14 protein-coding genes are annotated in these 19,332 nt (G+C 39.1%); 3 read left to right on the forward strand and 11 right to left on the reverse strand.

The annotated features are described in order from the left end of the window. Positions 1-79: 79 nt before the first annotated feature. A complete protein-coding gene (locus H4J38_RS02900; protein WP_182129263.1) occupies positions 80-367 on the reverse strand; it encodes a hypothetical protein in 288 nt (95 codons plus the stop codon). Positions 368-660: 293 nt separating this feature from the next. Between H4J38_RS02900 and H4J38_RS02905 the strand changes: the two genes are divergently transcribed. After that, a complete protein-coding gene (locus H4J38_RS02905; RefSeq protein ID WP_182129265.1) occupies positions 661-1,500 on the forward strand; it encodes an isopenicillin N synthase family oxygenase in 840 nt (279 codons plus the stop codon). 129 nt (positions 1,501-1,629) lie between these two features. Here the strand turns inward: H4J38_RS02905 and H4J38_RS02910 are convergent, their stop codons facing one another. Both H4J38_RS02910 and H4J38_RS02915 read right to left on the reverse strand, forming a co-directional pair. After that, complete coding sequence (locus H4J38_RS02910; protein WP_182129267.1) at positions 1,630-4,833, reverse strand: efflux RND transporter permease subunit; 3,204 nt, start codon at positions 4,831-4,833, stop codon at positions 1,630-1,632. A 2-nt stretch (positions 4,834-4,835) separates the two neighbouring features. Beyond that, positions 4,836-6,053, reverse strand: coding sequence for an efflux RND transporter periplasmic adaptor subunit (locus H4J38_RS02915; protein WP_182129269.1), 1,218 nt, complete (start codon positions 6,051-6,053; stop codon positions 4,836-4,838). A 624-nt stretch (positions 6,054-6,677) separates the two neighbouring features. Here H4J38_RS02915 and H4J38_RS02920 point away from each other — a divergent pair. Together H4J38_RS02920 and H4J38_RS02925 are read left to right on the forward strand one after the other, a co-directional pair. Next, positions 6,678-7,139, forward strand: a complete 462-nt coding sequence (locus H4J38_RS02920) for a TerB family tellurite resistance protein (protein ID WP_182129271.1) — start codon at positions 6,678-6,680, stop codon at positions 7,137-7,139. Between the two features lie 86 nt (positions 7,140-7,225). Beyond that, on the forward strand, positions 7,226-8,062 hold the full coding sequence (locus tag H4J38_RS02925) for a S1 RNA-binding domain-containing protein (protein WP_182129273.1): 837 nt from the start codon (positions 7,226-7,228) through the stop codon (positions 8,060-8,062). Between the two features lie 138 nt (positions 8,063-8,200). Here the strand turns inward: H4J38_RS02925 and tldD are convergent, their stop codons facing one another. The 8 genes from tldD to H4J38_RS02965 all read right to left on the reverse strand — a co-directional run bounded on the left by tldD (position 8,201) and on the right by H4J38_RS02965 (position 19,198). Beyond that, positions 8,201-9,649, reverse strand: coding sequence for a metalloprotease TldD (tldD, locus tag H4J38_RS02930; RefSeq protein WP_182129275.1), 1,449 nt, complete (start codon positions 9,647-9,649; stop codon positions 8,201-8,203). Beyond that, positions 9,642-10,454, reverse strand: coding sequence for a carbon-nitrogen hydrolase family protein (locus H4J38_RS02935; RefSeq protein WP_259365367.1), 813 nt, complete (start codon positions 10,452-10,454; stop codon positions 9,642-9,644). The genes tldD and H4J38_RS02935 overlap by 8 nt, the downstream gene beginning before the upstream one ends. Positions 10,455-10,515: 61 nt before the next feature. Beyond that, positions 10,516-14,631 carry a YhdP family protein gene (locus H4J38_RS02940; RefSeq protein WP_182129277.1) on the reverse strand — a complete coding sequence of 1,372 codons (4,116 nt, stop codon included), beginning with the start codon at positions 14,629-14,631 and terminating at the stop codon, positions 10,516-10,518. A gap of 68 nt (positions 14,632-14,699) precedes the next feature. Next, positions 14,700-16,163: a ribonuclease G gene (rng, locus tag H4J38_RS02945; protein WP_182129279.1), complete on the reverse strand. Its 1,464-nt coding sequence runs from the start codon at positions 16,161-16,163 to the stop codon at positions 14,700-14,702. 12 nt (positions 16,164-16,175) lie between these two features. Further along, entirely contained in the window at positions 16,176-16,763 is a 588-nt protein-coding gene (locus tag H4J38_RS02950) for a nucleoside triphosphate pyrophosphatase (RefSeq protein WP_182129281.1), read from the reverse strand. A 1-nt stretch (position 16,764) separates the two neighbouring features. Further along, positions 16,765-17,244: a rod shape-determining protein MreD gene (mreD, locus tag H4J38_RS02955; protein WP_182129283.1), complete on the reverse strand. Its 480-nt coding sequence runs from the start codon at positions 17,242-17,244 to the stop codon at positions 16,765-16,767. Beyond that, positions 17,241-18,122 carry a rod shape-determining protein MreC gene (mreC, locus tag H4J38_RS02960; protein WP_182129285.1) on the reverse strand — a complete coding sequence of 294 codons (882 nt, stop codon included), beginning with the start codon at positions 18,120-18,122 and terminating at the stop codon, positions 17,241-17,243. The genes mreD and mreC overlap by 4 nt, the downstream gene beginning before the upstream one ends. A gap of 32 nt (positions 18,123-18,154) precedes the next feature. Beyond that, positions 18,155-19,198, reverse strand: a complete 1,044-nt coding sequence (locus H4J38_RS02965; RefSeq protein WP_182129287.1) for a rod shape-determining protein — start codon at positions 19,196-19,198, stop codon at positions 18,155-18,157. Between the last annotated feature and the right edge of the window lie 134 nt (positions 19,199-19,332).

Below are 19,332 nucleotides of genomic sequence, written 5' to 3' on the forward strand. Positions count from 1 at the left end.
CAGTTATCTGCCCCCAATCCTTTAAAACACAAGCCAAAGTAACAAAAAACAAGCGACTTATCTACCCTAAGCCATTGTTTTATTTATTAAGTTTTTTCGATTCCGCTACTTCAGCTTTGTTACCACAAACGCCAGTCTGCTTGTCGTCTCGATAGTAACGAATATCAATACAATCTTGTTGGTATCTGCGTTCTAACTCTGTGCGCAATATAGGTTTATTTTTGGTATTGATAATTTGTTTATGTAATGCCTGACATTGTTGCACTTGCTCTGAAGCTAACGTTACATCCTCACAGGTATTATTGTTGGAACTACATGCTGAAAAAAACACTACTGAGGAAACGACTATAACCAGATTTTTTATCATGCTACTTCTCTTTTATTTTAAAAAAAATTATTTAATAGCCGATAATGAAAGGGTTAGCATAATTTGGCCGTTACCATTCATCATATTATTATGGCTATATTAAAACGAAAATGATTGTGTGAGGTAAAGTCACTACAAACTCAATACCCATCAAGTCATATCATATACAGTAAGGTGAGTTATTGTTGTCTTCATCACCTACGATGATTGAATTCATTCACTTCCTTTTAGTTTGGTATATAATACGTAAAAATAAAGATTTAGCATTAAGATTATTGTATTAGGGGAAAAGTATGCAAGTACAAGTTGTTGATTATAGGGCTGATGACGCCGCACAAAAATTTGTTGAAAGTCTGCGCAACACTGGATTTGGGGTGTTAACTAATCACCCGATTCAACAGGCTTTAGTAGATAAAATATATCACGATTGGTATGTGTTTTTTACACAAGAAGAAAAGCAAGAGTTTGCATTTGATCCTGAAAAACAAGACGGTTATTTTGCTCCTGAAATTTCAGAAACCGCCAAAGGTCATAACAAAAAAGATATTAAAGAATACTATCATGTTTATCCTTGGGGACGCATTCCTGAACAACTGAAAACAGATATTCTTAATTATTATAAAATGGCTTCAGATCTTGCCAGCGAATTGCTTGATTGGGTAGAAAAGTATAGCCCACCAGAAGTCACAAAACTTTATTCTGAGCCCTTGTCTAATATGATAATGGACACACCTAATACCTTGTTAAGAATACTGCATTACCCACCACTCAAAGGTACAGAAGAACCTGGCGCTATTCGCGCAGCAGCTCACGAAGATATTAATCTACTAACAATTTTACCCGCTGCCAACGAACCAGGTTTACAAGTGCAAGCACAAGATGGCGAATGGCTAGATGTTCCAGCTGACTTTGGTCATTTGATTGTTAATATTGGTGATATGCTACAAGAAGCCTCGCAAGGGTATTTCCCATCAACAAGTCATAGGGTAATTAATCCAACGGGTGAAAACGCCGCTAAATCACGCATCTCTTTACCCTTATTTTTACACCCTAGGAACGAAGTGGTCTTGTCAGAAAAACACACCCATGCCAGTTATTTATTGGAAAGGCTAAAAGAGTTAGGTGTTAAGTAATTCCACTAAATTAGTTAATAAAAAAGCCATCACATTGTGATGGCTTTTTAGTTTTAGCTTGACCCATACATGGACGGGACTGCTTTATATTTACTTTTAATTTAAATAGTAACTATTTAAATATTGTCCCTATGAGGTTTCACCTTTAAGGCTGTCTAACGCAGGCGACTCAGCTTGTGGCACTTTTTTCTTACGCTTAAACAATGCTTTAAGATCTTCAATTATAAGATAAAGGCAAGGTATCAGTACCAAGGTAACAATGGTGGCAAATAACACCCCAAAAGCTAGTGAGACTGCCATAGGTATAACAATTTGTGCTTGTGCACTTACTTCAAAGAAGATGATAGGTACTAAACCAATAAACGTTGTTATTGACGTTAACATGATGGCTCTAAAACGTTTATTACCGGCATGCATTACCGCATCTTTTAGTCTTATACCGCGTTTTCTTGCGTTGTTAACATAATCAACCATGACCAAGGAGTCATTCACCACCACCCCAGCAGCGGCTAATATCCCCATCACTGACAAGGCACTTAAATCCATACCTAAAATAAAGTGACCAAGAACAGCACCAATAATACCAAAAGGAATAACCACCATAATCATCATCGCCTGTGAATAAGACTTCAGCGGTATCGCTAGCAATGAAAATATGATCATTGATGAGATAACGAAATCGCGCAACTGGCTGTCAGCACCATCCATTTCTTCTTGAATACTTCCCGTTACTTCACTTTTAACTTGCGGGTATTTTTTTAATAGCTCTGGAATAAAATTATCTCTAATATCATTAGCCACTTTAAAAGGTTCAACCTGTTCAGCATCGACACTCGCCCAAACATTAATCGTACGATTACCATTTTCACGACGAATACGTGTTACACCTTCTTGTAGAGTAATCACAGCAAGTTCAGATAGTGGCAGCTCGGCACCATTAGGCGCTTGTATCATCACATCATCAACATGGCCAACAGAGCTTCGTTGATCAAGCGGGTAACGCACCATCACTTTCACTTCTTCACTGTCACGTAAAATACGCTGGGCTTCTAAGCCGTAGAAGCTATAACTTACTTGCGAGGCAATGTCTGCTAGGGTTAAGTTCAAACTGTAAGCTAGTGGCTTCAATTCAAACTGTACTTCTTTAGCACTTGTTTGGCGACTATCGTTAACATCACCAAGCCCTTTAAGTAAATTAAGTTTAACTTTTAATTCTCTTGCCGCTGCCAGTAATTCTGCATCATTTTTACTTTCTAATCTAAAGGCAATATCACCGTCATCGCGGCCACCACCAAATAAATTATCACCAATGGTGAATGATTTTACACCTGGATAATTAGGAATGGCTGCACGCCATAAATCGGCAAGCTCAAAAGTATTCATCGGACGTAATTCAGGTATAACAAGCTTGACCATAAGTTGGCCACTTGTTCTGCTGCGTAAATCAACCTGCATATCAGAGATCATTGAATTGCCATATTCAGCTTCAATTTCTTTATCAATACGGTTAATAACTCCTTGAATATTTAACAAGGTTTCCAGCGTGGCTTTTTCTGAAGCATCGACATTCATTTCTACCGTAACTCGAGGAAAATCATGTGGAATTTTAGGTTGACCAACAAAACGTACAAAACCACCGCTGAACAAACCGGCACTAATGAGCATTAAGCTAATAAAAAACATTAATACCGCATAACGATATTGAATAAATACCGCTAAAGCTGGGCTATAAACGTTTTCAATAAAGGCCTTCAACTTTCTATCAATCCATGCACGCAACCTATCAATTGGATTTTTAGGGTTAAAGGCTTTCATTTTCATTTTCACCAAATGTGCTGGTAAAATAAGTTTAGATTCAACTAAAGAAAAAATTAAGCAAAGAATAACCACAGAGCCAATGGCTTTACCAAACGCTGAAGACGGCCCCTCACCAAAAAGGAAAGGGAGAAATACCGCAATAGTGGTTAATACACCGAAGGTAGCTGGCATGGCAACACGTTTAACGCCTCGAATAACATTTTCGGTGCTATGGCCGTGTTCTTCAATTTCATCATGGGCACTTTCGCCCATCACTATGGCGTCATCAACCACGATACCCAGCACTAATATGAAGGCGAATAGGCTAATAACATTAATGGTGACATTGACAAACTCAAGTGGCATTACCAGTAATGTTCCAAGGAAACATACCGGTAGACCCATCATTACCCAAAAAGCTAAACGAACACGTAAAAATAGCGCCAACATTAAAAATACCAGCACAGCGCCACTTTTCATGTTGTCGACCATCATGTTTAAGCGACCTTCGAGGTAGTAAGTCATATCAACCCAAGTTTCTAACTTAACACCTGGAGGTAATACCGCTGACTTTTCTTCCACATATTTTTTAACTACATCGGCAATATCGGTAATACTTTGATTATCAGCCGCACCAATAAATAAGGTTACTGAGTTTTCTCCATTAAATTTCGAGTATTGCAGGCCTTCTTCAAAGCCATCAATAATGGTGGCGATTTCGCCTAACACAATGCGAGTACCATCAGCTAAAGTTACTACGGGAATTTGCTCGAATTCATGCCCTCGATACGCCTGATTTTCTACACGAAGGTTGATATAACCATTTTCTGCACGAATTTGCCCTGCTGACATGTTCCGAGAATAACTGCGTACTGATTTAGCAATATCATTAAAACTCAAGCCGTATTCTCTCAGCTTATCTTTACTCACCTCAATAGAGATTTCATAGTCTAAACCGCTGAATAAATCAGATATATTGATCATTGGCAGTTGTTGAATTTCATTATGAATTTTACGACCAAGCTCTTTGAGTTCACCGTTAGTTAGATCACCATATAAGCTAAGGTACATGACTTCTTGACGAAACTTTTGACGCTCTACTTTTATCCGTTCCATACCATCTGGGAAGCTAGAAATTGAATCTATTGCAGATTTTACTTCTTCAAGCACAACTTGAGGATCGTAATCTAGCTCAACTTCAAACCAACCGTTAGAAAAGTTTCGGTTTGAATAAGTAATCACTCGTTTAAGGCCTTGAACCGTTTCAAGTGCCTCTTCGATTTTAATGGTTATACCTTCTTCAACTTCTTGTGGCGCGGCTCCAGGGTAGGGTGCAGTATAAGAAATCCAATTAATCTGAAGTTGCGGAAACATTTGTTTATTGATGGTTTGAATGGTTAACAAACCACCCACTAAAATGAAAATCATCAATAAGTTGGCTGCAACGCTATTGCGAGCAAACCAAGCTATTATTCCGGTATTAGTATCAATACTGTGGTCAATTTCTGGCGTTTTTTTAGGCGTGACAGTTGTCATGATTATTCCCCTGAACCACTGTCATTTTGTGCAACTTGCGACTCGCTAGTATTTTCGTCTGGGTCTTTATCACTAACTTGTGGTTTTTTATCACTAATCAAAGCCAATTTCATCCCATCAATAGGATAATCAAGTGCAGAAACTATTAATTTATCACCATCGCCTAAACCGCTTGAAATAATGATGTTTTCACCATCTTGACGGACAATCTTCACAGTTGAATAATGTAATCTTGATTCATTATCCAAAATCGCAACACGGCTATTTTCAACTAAATAACGAGGAATACTTGCCGCTTGTGTTATTTCTACCCCTAAAACTTTTGCCTTAACATACGAGCCAAAACGTAGTGGTGTTTTTTGATTGTTATCTGATAAAGCATATGGGTCAAAAATTACAGCAACCAAATAACTCATACGACTTTTACTATCGATAACACCTTCGTCACGAGCAATTTTCGCTGTCCATATTGTTTCAATGCCAGCAAATGTACCGGTCAAATTAACCGTTGCGTCTTTACCTTGATCAATCAAAAACTGTAATTGATTATCCGCCACAGGTAAGCGTACTTCAGCAATTGCAGTACCTAGCAATTTCCCAACCATACTGCCGGTGCCAACAAAAGAACCTAAACCTACATTTCTGCTGTCGATCATCGCATCGTAGGGCGCTCTAATTTCTGTGCGCTCTAAATTACGTTTCGCGCGCAATATAGTTGCTTGTGCAGATTTTACTCGCGCTATTTCTTGGGCCAGTTGAGGTTTACGTAAACTTAATTGTGTAGGTGAGGCATCGGTAATTTGCTTCCATTCTTGCTCAGCAACTTGCCCTTGTGCTCGTTCCGTCTCTAAAGATGCACGTGCTGATGCCATTTGTGCTTCAGCTTCAATAAGTGCCGCTTCGTAATCATTAGGGTCTATGCGCGCCAGTAGTTGACCTTCTTTTACAAAACCACCACGAACAAATGCTGCTGATAACTCGACAATCTGTCCGCTAACCTGTGCAACTAGTTCAGTTTCATATTTTGGTTTAACCACCCCATAGGAATCAACTTTTAGGGTCATTGGTGCAAGCGTAATCGCCTCGACAGCAACAATAGGGGTATTATCAACTTCTGCTTTTTCTTGCGGTGGCTTTTTCATACTTGAAAATAGAAAAAATACTAAAAAACCGGCAATTAGAATGACAATAGGTATAATTATTTGTTTTTTCCGTGTCACTGTGACGTCCTCATAAAGTCTAAATATTTGTAGTTATTAGTTTAATTGCCTACAGGATACAGAAAATACTGCCTACAAAAACTAACAAAGTTGTAAATGCTTGTTACAAAATCCGCGCCGTTTTTTAATAGCCCATAAATTATAATAAAATAACCATATATAACAACAAGTTGGACGTTGTTAATTTATCTATTAAAATAAATCTACTGTTAACATCATTGTAAATTTAATAACATGTTGGTTTTTTTCACTAATAATTAAACTTTTGTAAAAGTATTTAGTCGATATAACTCATGTCTAATTTTTTATTGCTCTACATTAACTTAATCATAAGTTCACTAAGTAATTAGCTCTGATATTTAAAGCTGTAACTAAAAAATAGAACAATAATGGTTTAATTTAATACATCAAAAAAGTAAAATTAGATCACTAATAACAGAATGTATTAGCACAGCTATCTCCTGATAAATCACTTGTCTATTGCTCAATAGGTATCAGTTAGTGCATGTGAGTTAATATTTACATACTTACCGTTATAGTTTTTTATTGAATTAATTTTTTAAGCGTTTGAACCAAAAGGTAAATACATTAAGATGAGTCATCATCTATAGTAGGAGGTAATTTATGTTATCAAAAATTAGTGCATTTTTTCAATCGTTAGGCGAAACCGGTCAGCAGCAAACCAACGAGTTAAGCTTAGAAATTGCCTGCAGCGTATTATTATGTGAGGTCATGCTTGCCGATGGCCAACTTGATAAGGCTGAACAACAGAAACTAAATGATATTATCTCTGGCCAGTTTCGATTATCGAATGATGAAGTAACAGAGATAATAAAACACTCGCTCGAACTTTGTGAAAACGCGACTGACTTTTATCAATTTACCTCTAAAATCAATGAAAGTTACAGCCTTGAACAACGTATAAAAATGTTAGAACTTTTATGGCAGGTGGCTTATGCCGATGGTGAACTCGCGAGCATTGAAGAGCATATTATCCGTAAAATTGCTGATTTACTGAATTTACGGCATAGCGAATATATTCAAACTAAGTTAAATATTCAATCAAAGGCAAGTGCAACTAAATAAAAATTACTCCACGCATTGAAAGTTATAGTTAACTTGCCGCCAGATCGGTTATTATAGCCGCAAGTTAACTGACCTCAAGAATTCACATGGCAAGCATCGGCAAATACAACACCCTTCCTGTAGTAGCAATCACTGATAATGGCGCATATTTAAATGCAAATGAGCTAGGTGAAATATTATTACCTAATCGCTTTGTTCCTGAAAATTGCCAAGTGGGTAGTGAAGTTAAGGTTTTTATCTATGCTGATACTGCTGATCGAATTGTAGCAACTACTGAAAAGCCATTAGCAGAAGTTGACCAATTTGCCTCGTTGAAAGTTAGCCAAGTAAATAAAATGGGCGCATTCCTCGATTGGGGCTTACCTAAAGATTTACTGGTGCCTTATAACCAACAACATAGCCCAATGGAAGCCGGTAAATATTATCTGGTCAGAATTTTTCTCGATTTAAAAACTGATCGTTTAGTCGCCTCAAGCAAGCTTGATAAGTTTATTGACATTTGGCCTGCCGAATATCAAAAATGGGATAAAGTTGAATTAACTATTGCCACTAAAACCGACTTGGGTTTTAAAGCTATTATTAATGACCTGCACTGGGGTTTACTTTACGACAATGAAATATTTAAGCCGCTACGTACCGGTAAAAAAATAACTGGTTATATCAAGCAAGTGCGTGAAGATGGCCGTATAGATTTATCGCTAACCCGCCCAGGTGAAGGTAAAGTAAACGACTTCAGTGATATATTATTAGCCCATATTGCAGAACATGACGGTTTTAGTCCTTTGCATGATAAAAGTGATCCTGAATTGATAAAGCGCATTTTAGGCGTGAGTAAAAAAACCTTTAAGGCAACGGTGGGTAATTTAATGAAAAACGGAAAAATCACCATTGAAGCTAATGGTATTCGTTTAAAAGAATCTTAAATTTTCAACTAGCAGATAGCAAGTTGATTAGTTATCTGCACATGAAAAGTAACACACTGAATTAGTCAAATTGGTATTATAAAAAAAGCCCTTGCGGGCTTTTTTTATTTGTAAGTGTTTACAACATTAAGAACCGTCTTATTGCGTGCCACCCACCGTCATTTCATCAATTTTCAAGGTCGGTTGACCAACCCCAACAGGTAAGCTTTGGCCGTCTTTACCACAAACACCTACACCAGCATCAAGTTTCAGGTCATTTCCAACCATACTAACGTTCTGCATAGCCTCTGGACCACTGCCAATTAAGGTAGCACCTTTTATCGGTGAAGTAATTTCACCATTTTCAATTAAATAGGCTTCTGAACTAGTGAAAACAAATTTACCCGAAGTAATATCTACTTGTCCACCGGCAAAGTTCGGTGCATAAATGCCTTTTTTTACCGACTTAATAATATCTTCAGGTTTGTGCTCACCTGCTAACATATAAGTATTGGTCATACGCGGCATAGGTAAATGTGCATAAGACTCGCGTCGACCATTACCGGTTGGCTTTACGCCCATTAAACCGGCATTGTGCTTATCTTGCATGTAACCTTTTAGCACGCCTTTTTCGATAAGTACGTTATATTGACCTGGTGTACCTTCATCATCAATACTGACCGAACCACGGCGGTTTGCCATGGTGCCATCATCAACAATAGTACATAAATCTGACGTAACTTTTTGGCCCACTTTGCCAGAAAATGCTGAAGAACCTTTGCGGTTAAAGTCACCTTCTAAGCCATGTCCAACAGCTTCATGCAATAATACGCCCGGCCAACCAGCACCAAGCACTACCGGTAATAATCCTGCAGGTGAATCAATAGCAACTAAGTTAACTAACGCTTGGCGAACCGCTTCTTCGGCATAAGCTAAATAGCGCGGCTTATTGTTATCCAATTCAAAGAAGTAACTATAATCTGTACGTGCGCCGCCACCAGAACTGGCACGTTCCCTCTTGCCGTTTTCTTCTACTAAAACAGAACAGTTAAGGCGTACTAATGGGCGTATGTCTGTGGCATAGGTGCCGTCACTAGCAGCGACTAATATTTTTTCATAAACACCTGACAAGTTAACAATAACTTGTTTAACACGTTTATCTACACTGCGAGCATGCGCTTCTACTTCATGTAACAAAGTAATTTTTTGCTCTTGTGGCAAGCTTGCTAACGGATCCATTGCCCGATACTGCTCAGGGTTTTGCTGCATTACTTTGCCATCAAAAACTTGCACGCGTGCAGACTTTTCAGCATTAGCAATACCTTTAGCCGCATCCGCCGCTTTCTTCAACGCTACTGGCGAAATATCATCAGAGTAGGCAAAGCCCGTTTTTTCACCTGATATAGCTCGAACGCCAACACCACGTTCAATGTTGTAAGAACCTTCTTTGACTATTCCGTCTTCCAACATCCAAGATTCATGGCTACTAGATTGGAAATATAAATCAGCTAAATCGACTTTGCGTTGGAAAATATTATCCAAGGTATCCATTAGCATGCTTTGATCAATTTCACTATTGGCTAAGAGCTCTCTCTCAACATTATTCATACGACATCAACTTATTTTTAAAACGATTATGAGTAGCAACAGGCATAGCTTTACGCACCTTGTCTAATTCTTGTTCTTGGTAATCAGCACAAATAATACCTTTTCCGGTATCAAGCTGAGTCAGTATTTCGCCCCACGGACTTATGATCATACTGTGGCCCCAAGTTTCCCGACCATTTAAATGCACACCTTCTTGCCCTGCGGCAACAATATAAACCTGATTTTCAATCGCACGTGCTTGCAATAATGTTTGCCAATGTGCTGCACCTGTTACGCGCGTAAAGGCACTGGGTACAGTAATAATTTTCGCACCTTGCTGGCACAACTGTCGAAATAACTCTGGAAAACGTAGATCATAGCAAATAGATAAACCAACATTGACCCCAGCCACATTAACCACGCTAACACGATCACCAGCTTTGGCATAACGCGATTCACAGTAATTTTTTTCACTATCTTGTACCGCAACATCAAACAGATGAATTTTATCATAATCACCCAATTCTTTGCCCTGGGGTGAGAATACAAAACAACTATTGGTAAATTTTTCCTGCTGATTTGATAGAACAGGAATACTACCTGCCACAAGGAAAACATTATATTTTATCGCTAGTTCACCCAGCCGAGTTTTTAGCTCATTGGGCGCTTCGTTTGCACGTGCTAATAGCAATTGTTCTTTATCTTTACCGCCAAAAAACAAACAACATTCAGGCAGTAAAACCAGTTGTTGCTGGTTTTTTTCTAGTGTCGCTAATTGCTGTTCAATATCAGCAATATTATCTTCAATGCTTGTATTTGAAGACATTTGTATTGCACAAAGTTGCATCGTTTTATTTGTCATATTCATGAACTATCTAAGTTAACCACTACAGAGGTTGATTTCCAGGTTGCTCCGAAGCATCAGTATCTGCTGAATTTTCTGGCATTTTATCAATTATTTTCGGTGGTGAAGAGCGACCAACGCTAATGTTTTGATTTTTTCTACTCACTTGCTTAAATTGCGGCTCGTCTAAATTGCCCGTTACTTCAAAATTAATTTCAGCAATTACCGTAGAAGTGATCACTTCATCAAGTGCCACTCCGGCTAAAAATGTTACTGGGTTTAGTGTCGCTATCCAAGCCAATACCGGTAAACTAGAGGTTAAATTGGGTTTATACGACATGCGATAATCAAGTTCACCATTATTTAAATTGGTATTACCCACTATGGTTAAATCACCTGCTGAGCCTTTCATTAGAACATTATCAGTATATGCCACACCATCTTTTACGGTAAAACTGCCCTTTAATTCACTATAAAACATACCGTCACTAAAAATATCTCGAAAATCGAAACTTAATTTACGTACTAAAGACTGCAAACTTAAAAACGAAAAAACACGTACGCCTTTATCATCAATATCGGCCAAATAGCCATCATCAAAGGCTGTTGATAACTCACCATTTAAGGTCGCCATAGCAAAGTCATGTGGCCCGCCTTGCCAAGTAATATCATAATCCATCTCAACGCCACTATCTTTTATCACCGAGACGAAACCTATATTTTCTCCTTCACGAGCAACATTATCTGTCGCTAAAGTTCCAGTTACACTGGTATCTGAACCATCATGGGTTAATTGCCATTTAGCATCAAATGCGACATTATTATTGCCACGTTTAGCGGTGAAATTTTTCAGTAGAAGCGAATTTTCATGCTCTCGTGTTATGGTAAAGTTTACATCACCAAAGTCATAATTATCATATTTACAACTTGCACACGTCACTTTAAGTGGCGGAATATCAGCAAAAATTTCGGCATTACTGACGTGGTCAATCAGCGGTAGTATCTTTTGCTCAGCCGCATTGACTAACTCAGGTTCAGCAGCATTACTTTGCTGTGTTTTGATTACTTCGCTAGCAGTTATATCAGTTTCAAGATTTGTGGTTGGTTTTGCTAGCTCTTCGCTGATAGATTTTTTTGCATCAGTGACTTGTGTAGTTTCGACAACAGTTTCAATACCCGCTTGCGCCACCAATTCACTTTCAGCACTTTTCAAGTGGACAAAGTCGGCATTAATATCTATCCCTTGCTGGTGCCAGTTTGGATAAAATTTTGCTGACCCTCTAAGCTCTTTTGCATTTAAATTGAGCAACCAGCTATCGGAGTTAGGTGTGAAGTCAAAATTTACTTGCTGAAAGTTTTGTCCATAAACCATTAAGTTGGTCACCTTGCCATGTATTTTGTCAGGTGCTGATAATAAGCTTTGCTCACCTTGTTCAGTGTCTAATGGGTTTGTCGATAAATTTGACTCAGGTGGGGCTGACTCAACCGCGGCCAAAATATCTAACACTAAAGGCTGCCATTGTGCGTAATTGGCTTTTTCTACGTCCGCAGTAATATGAAACCCAGAAGTTGGTAACCATGACTGCGGCTTACCTAACACTATATGCGCCAATGAAAAGCGCGTTTGTTGATGTTCAAGTAAACCATAAAAGTTAATATTATCGCCAATTTCGGCCTTTATGGTGCTATTTAGCTCATCGCCAAACGCATGAATACTAACCGCGATTTGTTGTTCCGTCGCTTTAGTAAAAGGTGCTGGTATGGCTAAAGCTAAGTTATTTAAATCAGAATTTATTTTGTAATCGTAAAAAAACTTATCGCCAATTAGCTCTAGTGCCAGCAACCCTTGCCAAGCTAATTTTCCATTGGCATATTTCACTAATTCATTAGGTAATTGTGTTTGCCACTGAGTATTACTCCACTGACCAAGTGTTTCAATATTAACGCTATAAAGTTCAGGTTTTTTTTTCGCTTCAACATTTAGCGTTAATGGCATACCACGCCAATCTAGCTTGATATTCGAAGCTGTTATCACGTCATTATAATAATCTAAGCGACCGTTAACTTGCTTAAAGTCCATGCTTGGCGCTTGCAAAGCCACGTTATTATTTTTAAAAACAACATGGCCTTTAGCAATCACTGCATCGGGGTTATTTAACGGTAATATCAACGAAAAATCACCATTGATGGGGCCAGAAACAACGACCTGTTCTAGAGTAATTCCAACCGAATCTTGCATTGGACTCGCGTTCATTAATTGAGTGACTAATTGCGGCTGAGTTTTTGTAAAACTTGCATCAACCGTCAACACTCCCTCGCCAGCTAGTTCAGCAATTGCGGCTTCAACGCCGGTAACGTCAATGCCTGCTAATGTCCCTTCTCGACCCGTAATTAGCATACTATTATTAGTAAAGTTAAGATTTGCGGCAAAGTTTTCTATTGTTGGCCACTGCGGGTCAAACTTAAATATGCTTTGAGATAGCTCTGCGTCAACAACAAAAATGCCTTCATGGTTATTAAATGGAAAACTTTGTAGCGGGCCATTAAATAACACTAATGCTTGATTAATCTCACCATCAACAATAGCGCCGTTAAGGTAGTTGACTAAATTGTCGCCCATTAATAAATGAGGATAGAAATATTCAGCGTATTTAGCATCGCCGTCACTCACACTGGCTAGTAATGCCATAGTAACGGGCTTACCTTCTATACTATTAACCTTAAGGTCGGCATGTAAACTTATTTGTGGCGAGTTAAACGCTATATTTTCAACCGAAAGCTGCCAACTATCTGCTAAAAACTTTGCGTTGATCAAGCTGCTCAAGCGCGTATATGGAATAGAATATTTAAAATGTTTATCAAAATTAAGTGCGCCATCAATAGCACTCAAGGATATTTGCAGCTGATTATTAGCATAGACTAATTCACCGCTAACATTATCAATGCCAGGAATACCTTGACTGAAATGGCTATCAATATCATTAAAGGTCGCCGTTAAGGCGAAATCATCCGGATTACTGCGAAAGTGAATATCTTCAACTCGGCCAACCGTAGCGAGATTTAGCAGTAATTTTTCAAGGCCAACATCGTCAGATAATAAGGGTGATACACCTTCAAAACTGGCCAGCTCTATCGCATTAATATAAGCATTAATATTAGTACCGTTAACATTGGCCAGCAGTGATATTTTATTCGTTTCGGCGCCATTTCGTTTTATGGTTAAAGGCGAAGACGCCACATTAAACACTAATTCATCGAATATTTTTACTTCAATATCACCACCAACAATCTCAAATGTTTGCGTTTTATCAAGATGCTGCCAACTAATTTCATTGTCACCCAACGCAAACTGAATAGAGTCAGGCTTACCAGCTGACAACTGCAGCCATGCATTAAAGTTTATCGCTGAGTGAGTGTTGGCGTCTTTAATCGCTAAAGCGCGCCCTAGCCATGGGGTAATATCTATTTCATTGGCTTCTAGGTAAGCTTGGCCGCTTAACTGATGAAACCTCGGGCCTTGAAAGTCTAATAATACTTTTAAATTATTAGAACTCAGGCCATCAACCATTACGGTACCGTTCGCTCTATGGCGATTATTTTCGTTTGCCCAAAACATTTCATTAATGGTAAAAGCTCGCACCCCAGCAACGGTATGATAAAGCACGTGACTGTCACGAATGGAAAAACGAGAGATTTGTTCAAGTAATATCGAGGAGAGTGAATCTAATAAAGTATCATCACCGGTTTCATCGACAATGTCTTCTGCTGAGTCAACCAGCGTAACTTGCTCGAACGCTAATTCTGCCCCTGAAATTACAAAGTCTTCAGTCACCAATTGTCCAGAGCGAATACTGCGCCAAAAATCTAATTCAACTTCTAAGCTATCAATATATATTTTGCTGTTATCACTGGAGAGGAGTTCAACTTGTTTCGTGATCAATGTTGGGCCAGACTTGCGCCAGCCCATACTTAACGAGCCAATAGATATATTGCTGTTATAGCTGGTATTTAGATAATCTTCGACATTTTGACGATAATTATGGGCATAAGGTAAAAATAAGCGCAATGTACTGATCAACACGGCAAAAGCTACTAACAAAATTGCTAATAGTTTATACAGGCGATTAAGCCAGCTATTTGAGACCGTGGAAACACTCATTAAGTTTTAATCAAACCTTTATTCACCCTTAAATTTTCCTAATTACTTTGCGTACATTCAAGCAACAACTACATCATAACAACATCAAATTGCTCTTGATTATACATGGTTTCAGTCTGTACTTTAATCTGCTTACCGATGAATACTTCCAGCTCAGCAAGGTTATGATACTCATCGTTCTCTAATGACTCACTCACCGATGATGATGTATAAACAATAAATTTATCCGCGTCATAAGCTCGATTCACACGGACAATTTCTCGAAGAATTTCAAAGCAAACGGTTTCAACGGTTTTTACATAACCACGACCATGACAAACCACACACTCACCACATAGAATATGCTCTAAGCTTTCGCGTGTTCGCTTGCGGGTCATTTCAACCAGACCAAGTGCAGAAAAACCTGACAAACTGTATTTCACATTATCTTTGGCCATTGCAACATCTAAGCTATGTAGCACACGGCGTTGATGCTCTTTATCATTCATATCAATAAAATCGACAATAATAATACCGCCGAGGTTTCTTAATCTTAGCTGGCGGGCAATGGCTTGTGTTGCCTCAATATTGGTATTAAATATAGTTTCTTCTAAATTACGGTGGCCAACAAATGCACCGGTATTAATATCAATCGTGGTCATAGCTTCGGTTTGATCTATGATCAGAGACCCGCCCGATTTCAATTCGATTTTTCGATGTAATGAGCGTTGAATTTCGTTTTCTACATCAAACAAATCAAAAATAGGCCGTTCACCCGGGTAATATTCTAAAACAGGCGCTAAATTGGGTACAAACTCAGTAGTAAACTCGAGTAATTGTTCATAAGTCAATTTAGAATCAACACGAATACGCTCAAGAGAAACACCAACAAAATCGCGTAACACACGAAATGCTAAAGATAAATCTTGATAAATAGGGTCTTTGGTTTGTTTGCGCTCTTTGCGCTCAATAACTTTTGCCCACACACGCCGCAGGAATTCAGCGTCATGTTGCAATTCTTCAATACCTGCGCCCTCAGCTGCGGTACGAACAATAAAACCGTGATCTTCACCACAATAAGGCGTAACAATTGATTTCAAGCGATTTCGCTCTGAAGGCTCTTCAATACGCTGTGATATGCCGGCGCGACTCGTGTTAGGCATTAACACTAAATAACGCGCTGCAATGGTAATATCGGTTGTTAACCGTGCGCCTTTAGTACCCATAGGGTCTTTAACCACTTGTACAACAATATGCTGTCCTTCATGCACCAAGTTACGAATATCAGGTACCTGATCACTGCTATTATCGTCGTTTAAGATAAGTTTGGAGTTAATATCAGAGGCATGTAAAAAAGCCGCTTTGCCTAAATTAATATCAACAAAAGCGGCTTGCATACCGGGTAATACGCGAATAATTTTACCAAGATAAATATTGCCGACTAGGCCACGACGAGCTTCACGTTCAACATGAACTTCTTGTAGTGAACCATTTTCGATTAATGCTACTCGCGTTTCACTTGGCGTAACATTGATAAGTAATTCACCGCTCATATCGATTCCTGTTTATGCTTGTGTCATTGAGGATTTTACGCCAAATGCGGATAATAACTCTGCTGTTTCATATAAAGGTAACCCGACAACGGCAGAATAACTACCACGAATTTGTTTAACAAATTGCCCTGCAACACCTTGAATACCATAGGCACCAGCTTTGTCTTGTGGTTCGCCCGTTTGCCAATAGTGCTTTATTTCTTGTTCGGTAAGTACTTTAAAATCTACTTCAGTTCTGACCACAACAACAGAACTACGTTCCCCTTTTACTGCCGCAATAGCCGTAATAACCTGATGAGAATTACCCGACAACATTTTAAGAGTAGCAAGACAATCGGTAAGTGATTCCGGTTTACCTAATATATGTTGGCCAAATACAACACTGGTGTCAGAGCCAAGTACCACGACATCTTCACCATGTTGTTTAGCAATTGCGCGAGCTTTTTCTAACGCTAAGCGAGCGACATATTGCTCTGGTGTTTCTGTCGGTAATACGCTTTCATCAATGTCTGCAGGCAAACAGATGAAGTCGTAACCAAGTTGTTGTAGTAGTTCTTTTCGGCGTGGCGATTGTGACGCCAAAATCAAAGTAATAGACATGTTATTTTATTCGAAAATTTCGTCTTATTTTACGTAACAGTAAAAAAGCCCAGGGCCAAAGTATAATGGTGGTAACCACAGGATATAAATAGCTAGGTAAAAACACCGCATCGGTTAAAAATCGTTGTAGCCAAAAAACAATTAAGTGATATAACGCTGACAACACACCAACAATTAGGGCTTGCTGCCAAATAGAAAAATTACGTATTTTTTTAAAATTACTGGCAACAATATACACGGCAACTGCCATAGCGCCAGCATGCACACCCAAAGTAGAGCCTAATAGCACATCGAGTATAAAGCCCATTACCCAAGCTGAAATAACATTAACGCGTGACGGTAATGCCAAACACCAGTAAAGCAAAACTACTAATACCCAGTCAGGACGAAAAGCATCAACGCTTAAAGGCAACGGCATTATACTGGCCATTAGTGCCACTAAAAATGTCAATAGAATAATTAAGCGACTAGCGAGGGTCATTGACTTTCTGCCTTTTCAGCTGGCAATGTTTGGGGCTCATCAGGTTGTTGAACCTTGTTCTGCTCTGGCCAGAGTAATAATACATAACGTAAGCGATCAATTTTAGCCACCGGCTGACTTTGAATTTGAGAAAAAGCGCGTGACTCATCTTGAATAACAGCGGTGACTTTAGCAACCGGATATCCCTCAGGAAACTTACTGCCCAAACCTGAGGTAACTAATAAGTCACCAACGCGAATATCCTGACTATGAGGGACATGATTATGCGTTAAACGATCAATAACACCTAAACCGGTAGCAATAAGACGGACACCATTTCGGCTTATTCTCACAGGCACAGCGTGCGTAACATCCGTGATCAACAATACGCGGCTAGTCGATGTACCTACATGTAAAATCTGACCAACAATACCTTCATCATCAATAACGGCTTGGCCTTCATAAACGCCATCGTTCGCACCACGGTTTATCACCACTTGATGAGTATAGGGGTCACTATCAACCGCAAGAATTTCAGCGACCATTTTTTTAGCATCACTGCGCAGAGGTGAAGAAAGAAGTGCTCGTAATCGTCCATTTTCACGCTTAACAATATCTAATTGTAATGCCTGTTCATGAAAGACTAATTCGTTGATTTTGTATTGTTCGTTGTCATCGATGAGTTGGCGACGGGTAACAATATTTTCTGCCGCCCAATTCATCATTTGTTTAGGTGCAGTGGCTAAATATTGTAAAGGGCTTACCATAGATTGCAAAAAGCCTCGAGCGGACTCGAAGCTATTCATTTTATGATCAAAAAATATTAACGCTGCTGAGCAAAACAGCACCAATATAAGTCGGTGCTGTGGGGCAGGTCCATGCTTAAAGATAGGATTCATAAATTAAACTTGTATAAATGCTAATTTAGTATTTATTCGTAAGAGAAAAGATCGCCACCATGCATATCAATCATTTCAATGGCTTTACCACCGCCGCGAGCTACACAAGTTAATGGGTCGTCAGCTACTACTACCGGAATACCGGTTTCTTCCATTAGTAAACGGTCAAGGCCTTTAAGTAATGCACCACCACCGGTTAAAATCATACCGCGCTCTGAAATATCAGACGCTAACTCTGGTGGCGCTTGTTCTAAAGCAACCATAATGGCGCTAACAATGCCGGTTAAGGGTTCTTGTAATGCTTCTAATATTTCATTACTGTTTAAAGTAAAGCTGCGTGGAACACCTTCAGCTAAATTACGGCCACGTACTTCAATTTCTAATACTTCTTCACCTGGATAAGCTGAGCCAATTTCATGCTTGATGCGCTCTGCCGTTGCTTCACCAATTAAACTACCAAAGTTACGTCGAACATAGTTGATAATAGCATCGTCAAATTTATCACCACCAATACGCACAGAAGAAGAATAAACTACACCGTTTAATGAAATTATGCCGACTTCAGTAGTACCACCACCTATATCAACCACCATTGAACCCGTTGCTTCTGATACTGGCATACCAGCACCAATTGCTGCAGCCATAGGCTCATCAATCAAATACACTTCACGTGCGCCTGCGCCCAAAGCTGATTCACGAATAGCACGTCGCTCTACTTGGGTAGAACCGCAAGGAACACAAACTAAAACTCGTGGGCTTGGTCGTAAAAAATTATTACTGTGTACTTGTTTTATAAAGTACTGCAACATTTTTTCGGTAACAAAAAAGTTAGCAATAACGCCATCTTTCATTGGACGAATCGCTTCAATATTTCCCGGAGTACGACCTAACATTTGCTTCGCTGCAGTACCAACCGCGGCAACACTTTTAGAGCCACCAGAACGGTCTTGTCGAATAGCTACAACTGAAGGCTCATTCAATACAATGCCTTGGTCTTTTACGTAAATCAGGGTATTTGCGGTTCCTAAGTCAATTGATAAATCGTTAGAAAACATGCCGCGTAATTTCTTAAACATATTGTCGAAATGTCCTTTAAACATCACCTAGGCAACAAGCTGCCGGAATATTATTGTGCTGAATTTGCAAGCTACAGATCAGCTTACAAATGATATTTTGTACTATTAGCACGCTATCATACCGCAGACTATAG

Origin of the sequence: Colwellia sp. BRX10-3, assembly GCF_014077505.1 — a bacterium.
Lineage (GTDB): Bacteria > Pseudomonadota > Gammaproteobacteria > Enterobacterales > Alteromonadaceae > Cognaticolwellia.

Excerpts from the sequence above, each read along its gene's own strand:
- H4J38_RS02900 (WP_182129263.1), bottom strand. The coding sequence starts at position 367 with ATGATAAAAAATCTGGTTATAGTCGTTTCCTCAGTAGTGTTTTTTTCA.
- H4J38_RS02905 (WP_182129265.1), top strand. The coding sequence starts at position 661 with ATGCAAGTACAAGTTGTTGATTATAGGGCTGATGACGCCGCACAAAAA.
- H4J38_RS02910 (WP_182129267.1), bottom strand. The coding sequence starts at position 4,833 with ATGACAACTGTCACGCCTAAAAAAACGCCAGAAATTGACCACAGTATT.
- H4J38_RS02920 (WP_182129271.1), top strand. The coding sequence starts at position 6,678 with ATGTTATCAAAAATTAGTGCATTTTTTCAATCGTTAGGCGAAACCGGT.
- H4J38_RS02925 (WP_182129273.1), top strand. The coding sequence starts at position 7,226 with ATGGCAAGCATCGGCAAATACAACACCCTTCCTGTAGTAGCAATCACT.
- tldD (WP_182129275.1), bottom strand. The coding sequence starts at position 9,649 with ATGAATAATGTTGAGAGAGAGCTCTTAGCCAATAGTGAAATTGATCAA.
- H4J38_RS02935 (WP_259365367.1), bottom strand. The coding sequence starts at position 10,454 with ATGTCTTCAAATACAAGCATTGAAGATAATATTGCTGATATTGAACAG.
- H4J38_RS02940 (WP_182129277.1), bottom strand. The coding sequence starts at position 14,631 with ATGAGTGTTTCCACGGTCTCAAATAGCTGGCTTAATCGCCTGTATAAA.
- rng (WP_182129279.1), bottom strand. The coding sequence starts at position 16,163 with ATGAGCGGTGAATTACTTATCAATGTTACGCCAAGTGAAACGCGAGTA.
- H4J38_RS02950 (WP_182129281.1), bottom strand. The coding sequence starts at position 16,763 with ATGTCTATTACTTTGATTTTGGCGTCACAATCGCCACGCCGAAAAGAA.
- mreD (WP_182129283.1), bottom strand. The coding sequence starts at position 17,244 with ATGACCCTCGCTAGTCGCTTAATTATTCTATTGACATTTTTAGTGGCA.
- mreC (WP_182129285.1), bottom strand. The coding sequence starts at position 18,122 with ATGAATCCTATCTTTAAGCATGGACCTGCCCCACAGCACCGACTTATA.
- H4J38_RS02965 (WP_182129287.1), bottom strand. The coding sequence starts at position 19,198 with ATGTTTAAGAAATTACGCGGCATGTTTTCTAACGATTTATCAATTGAC.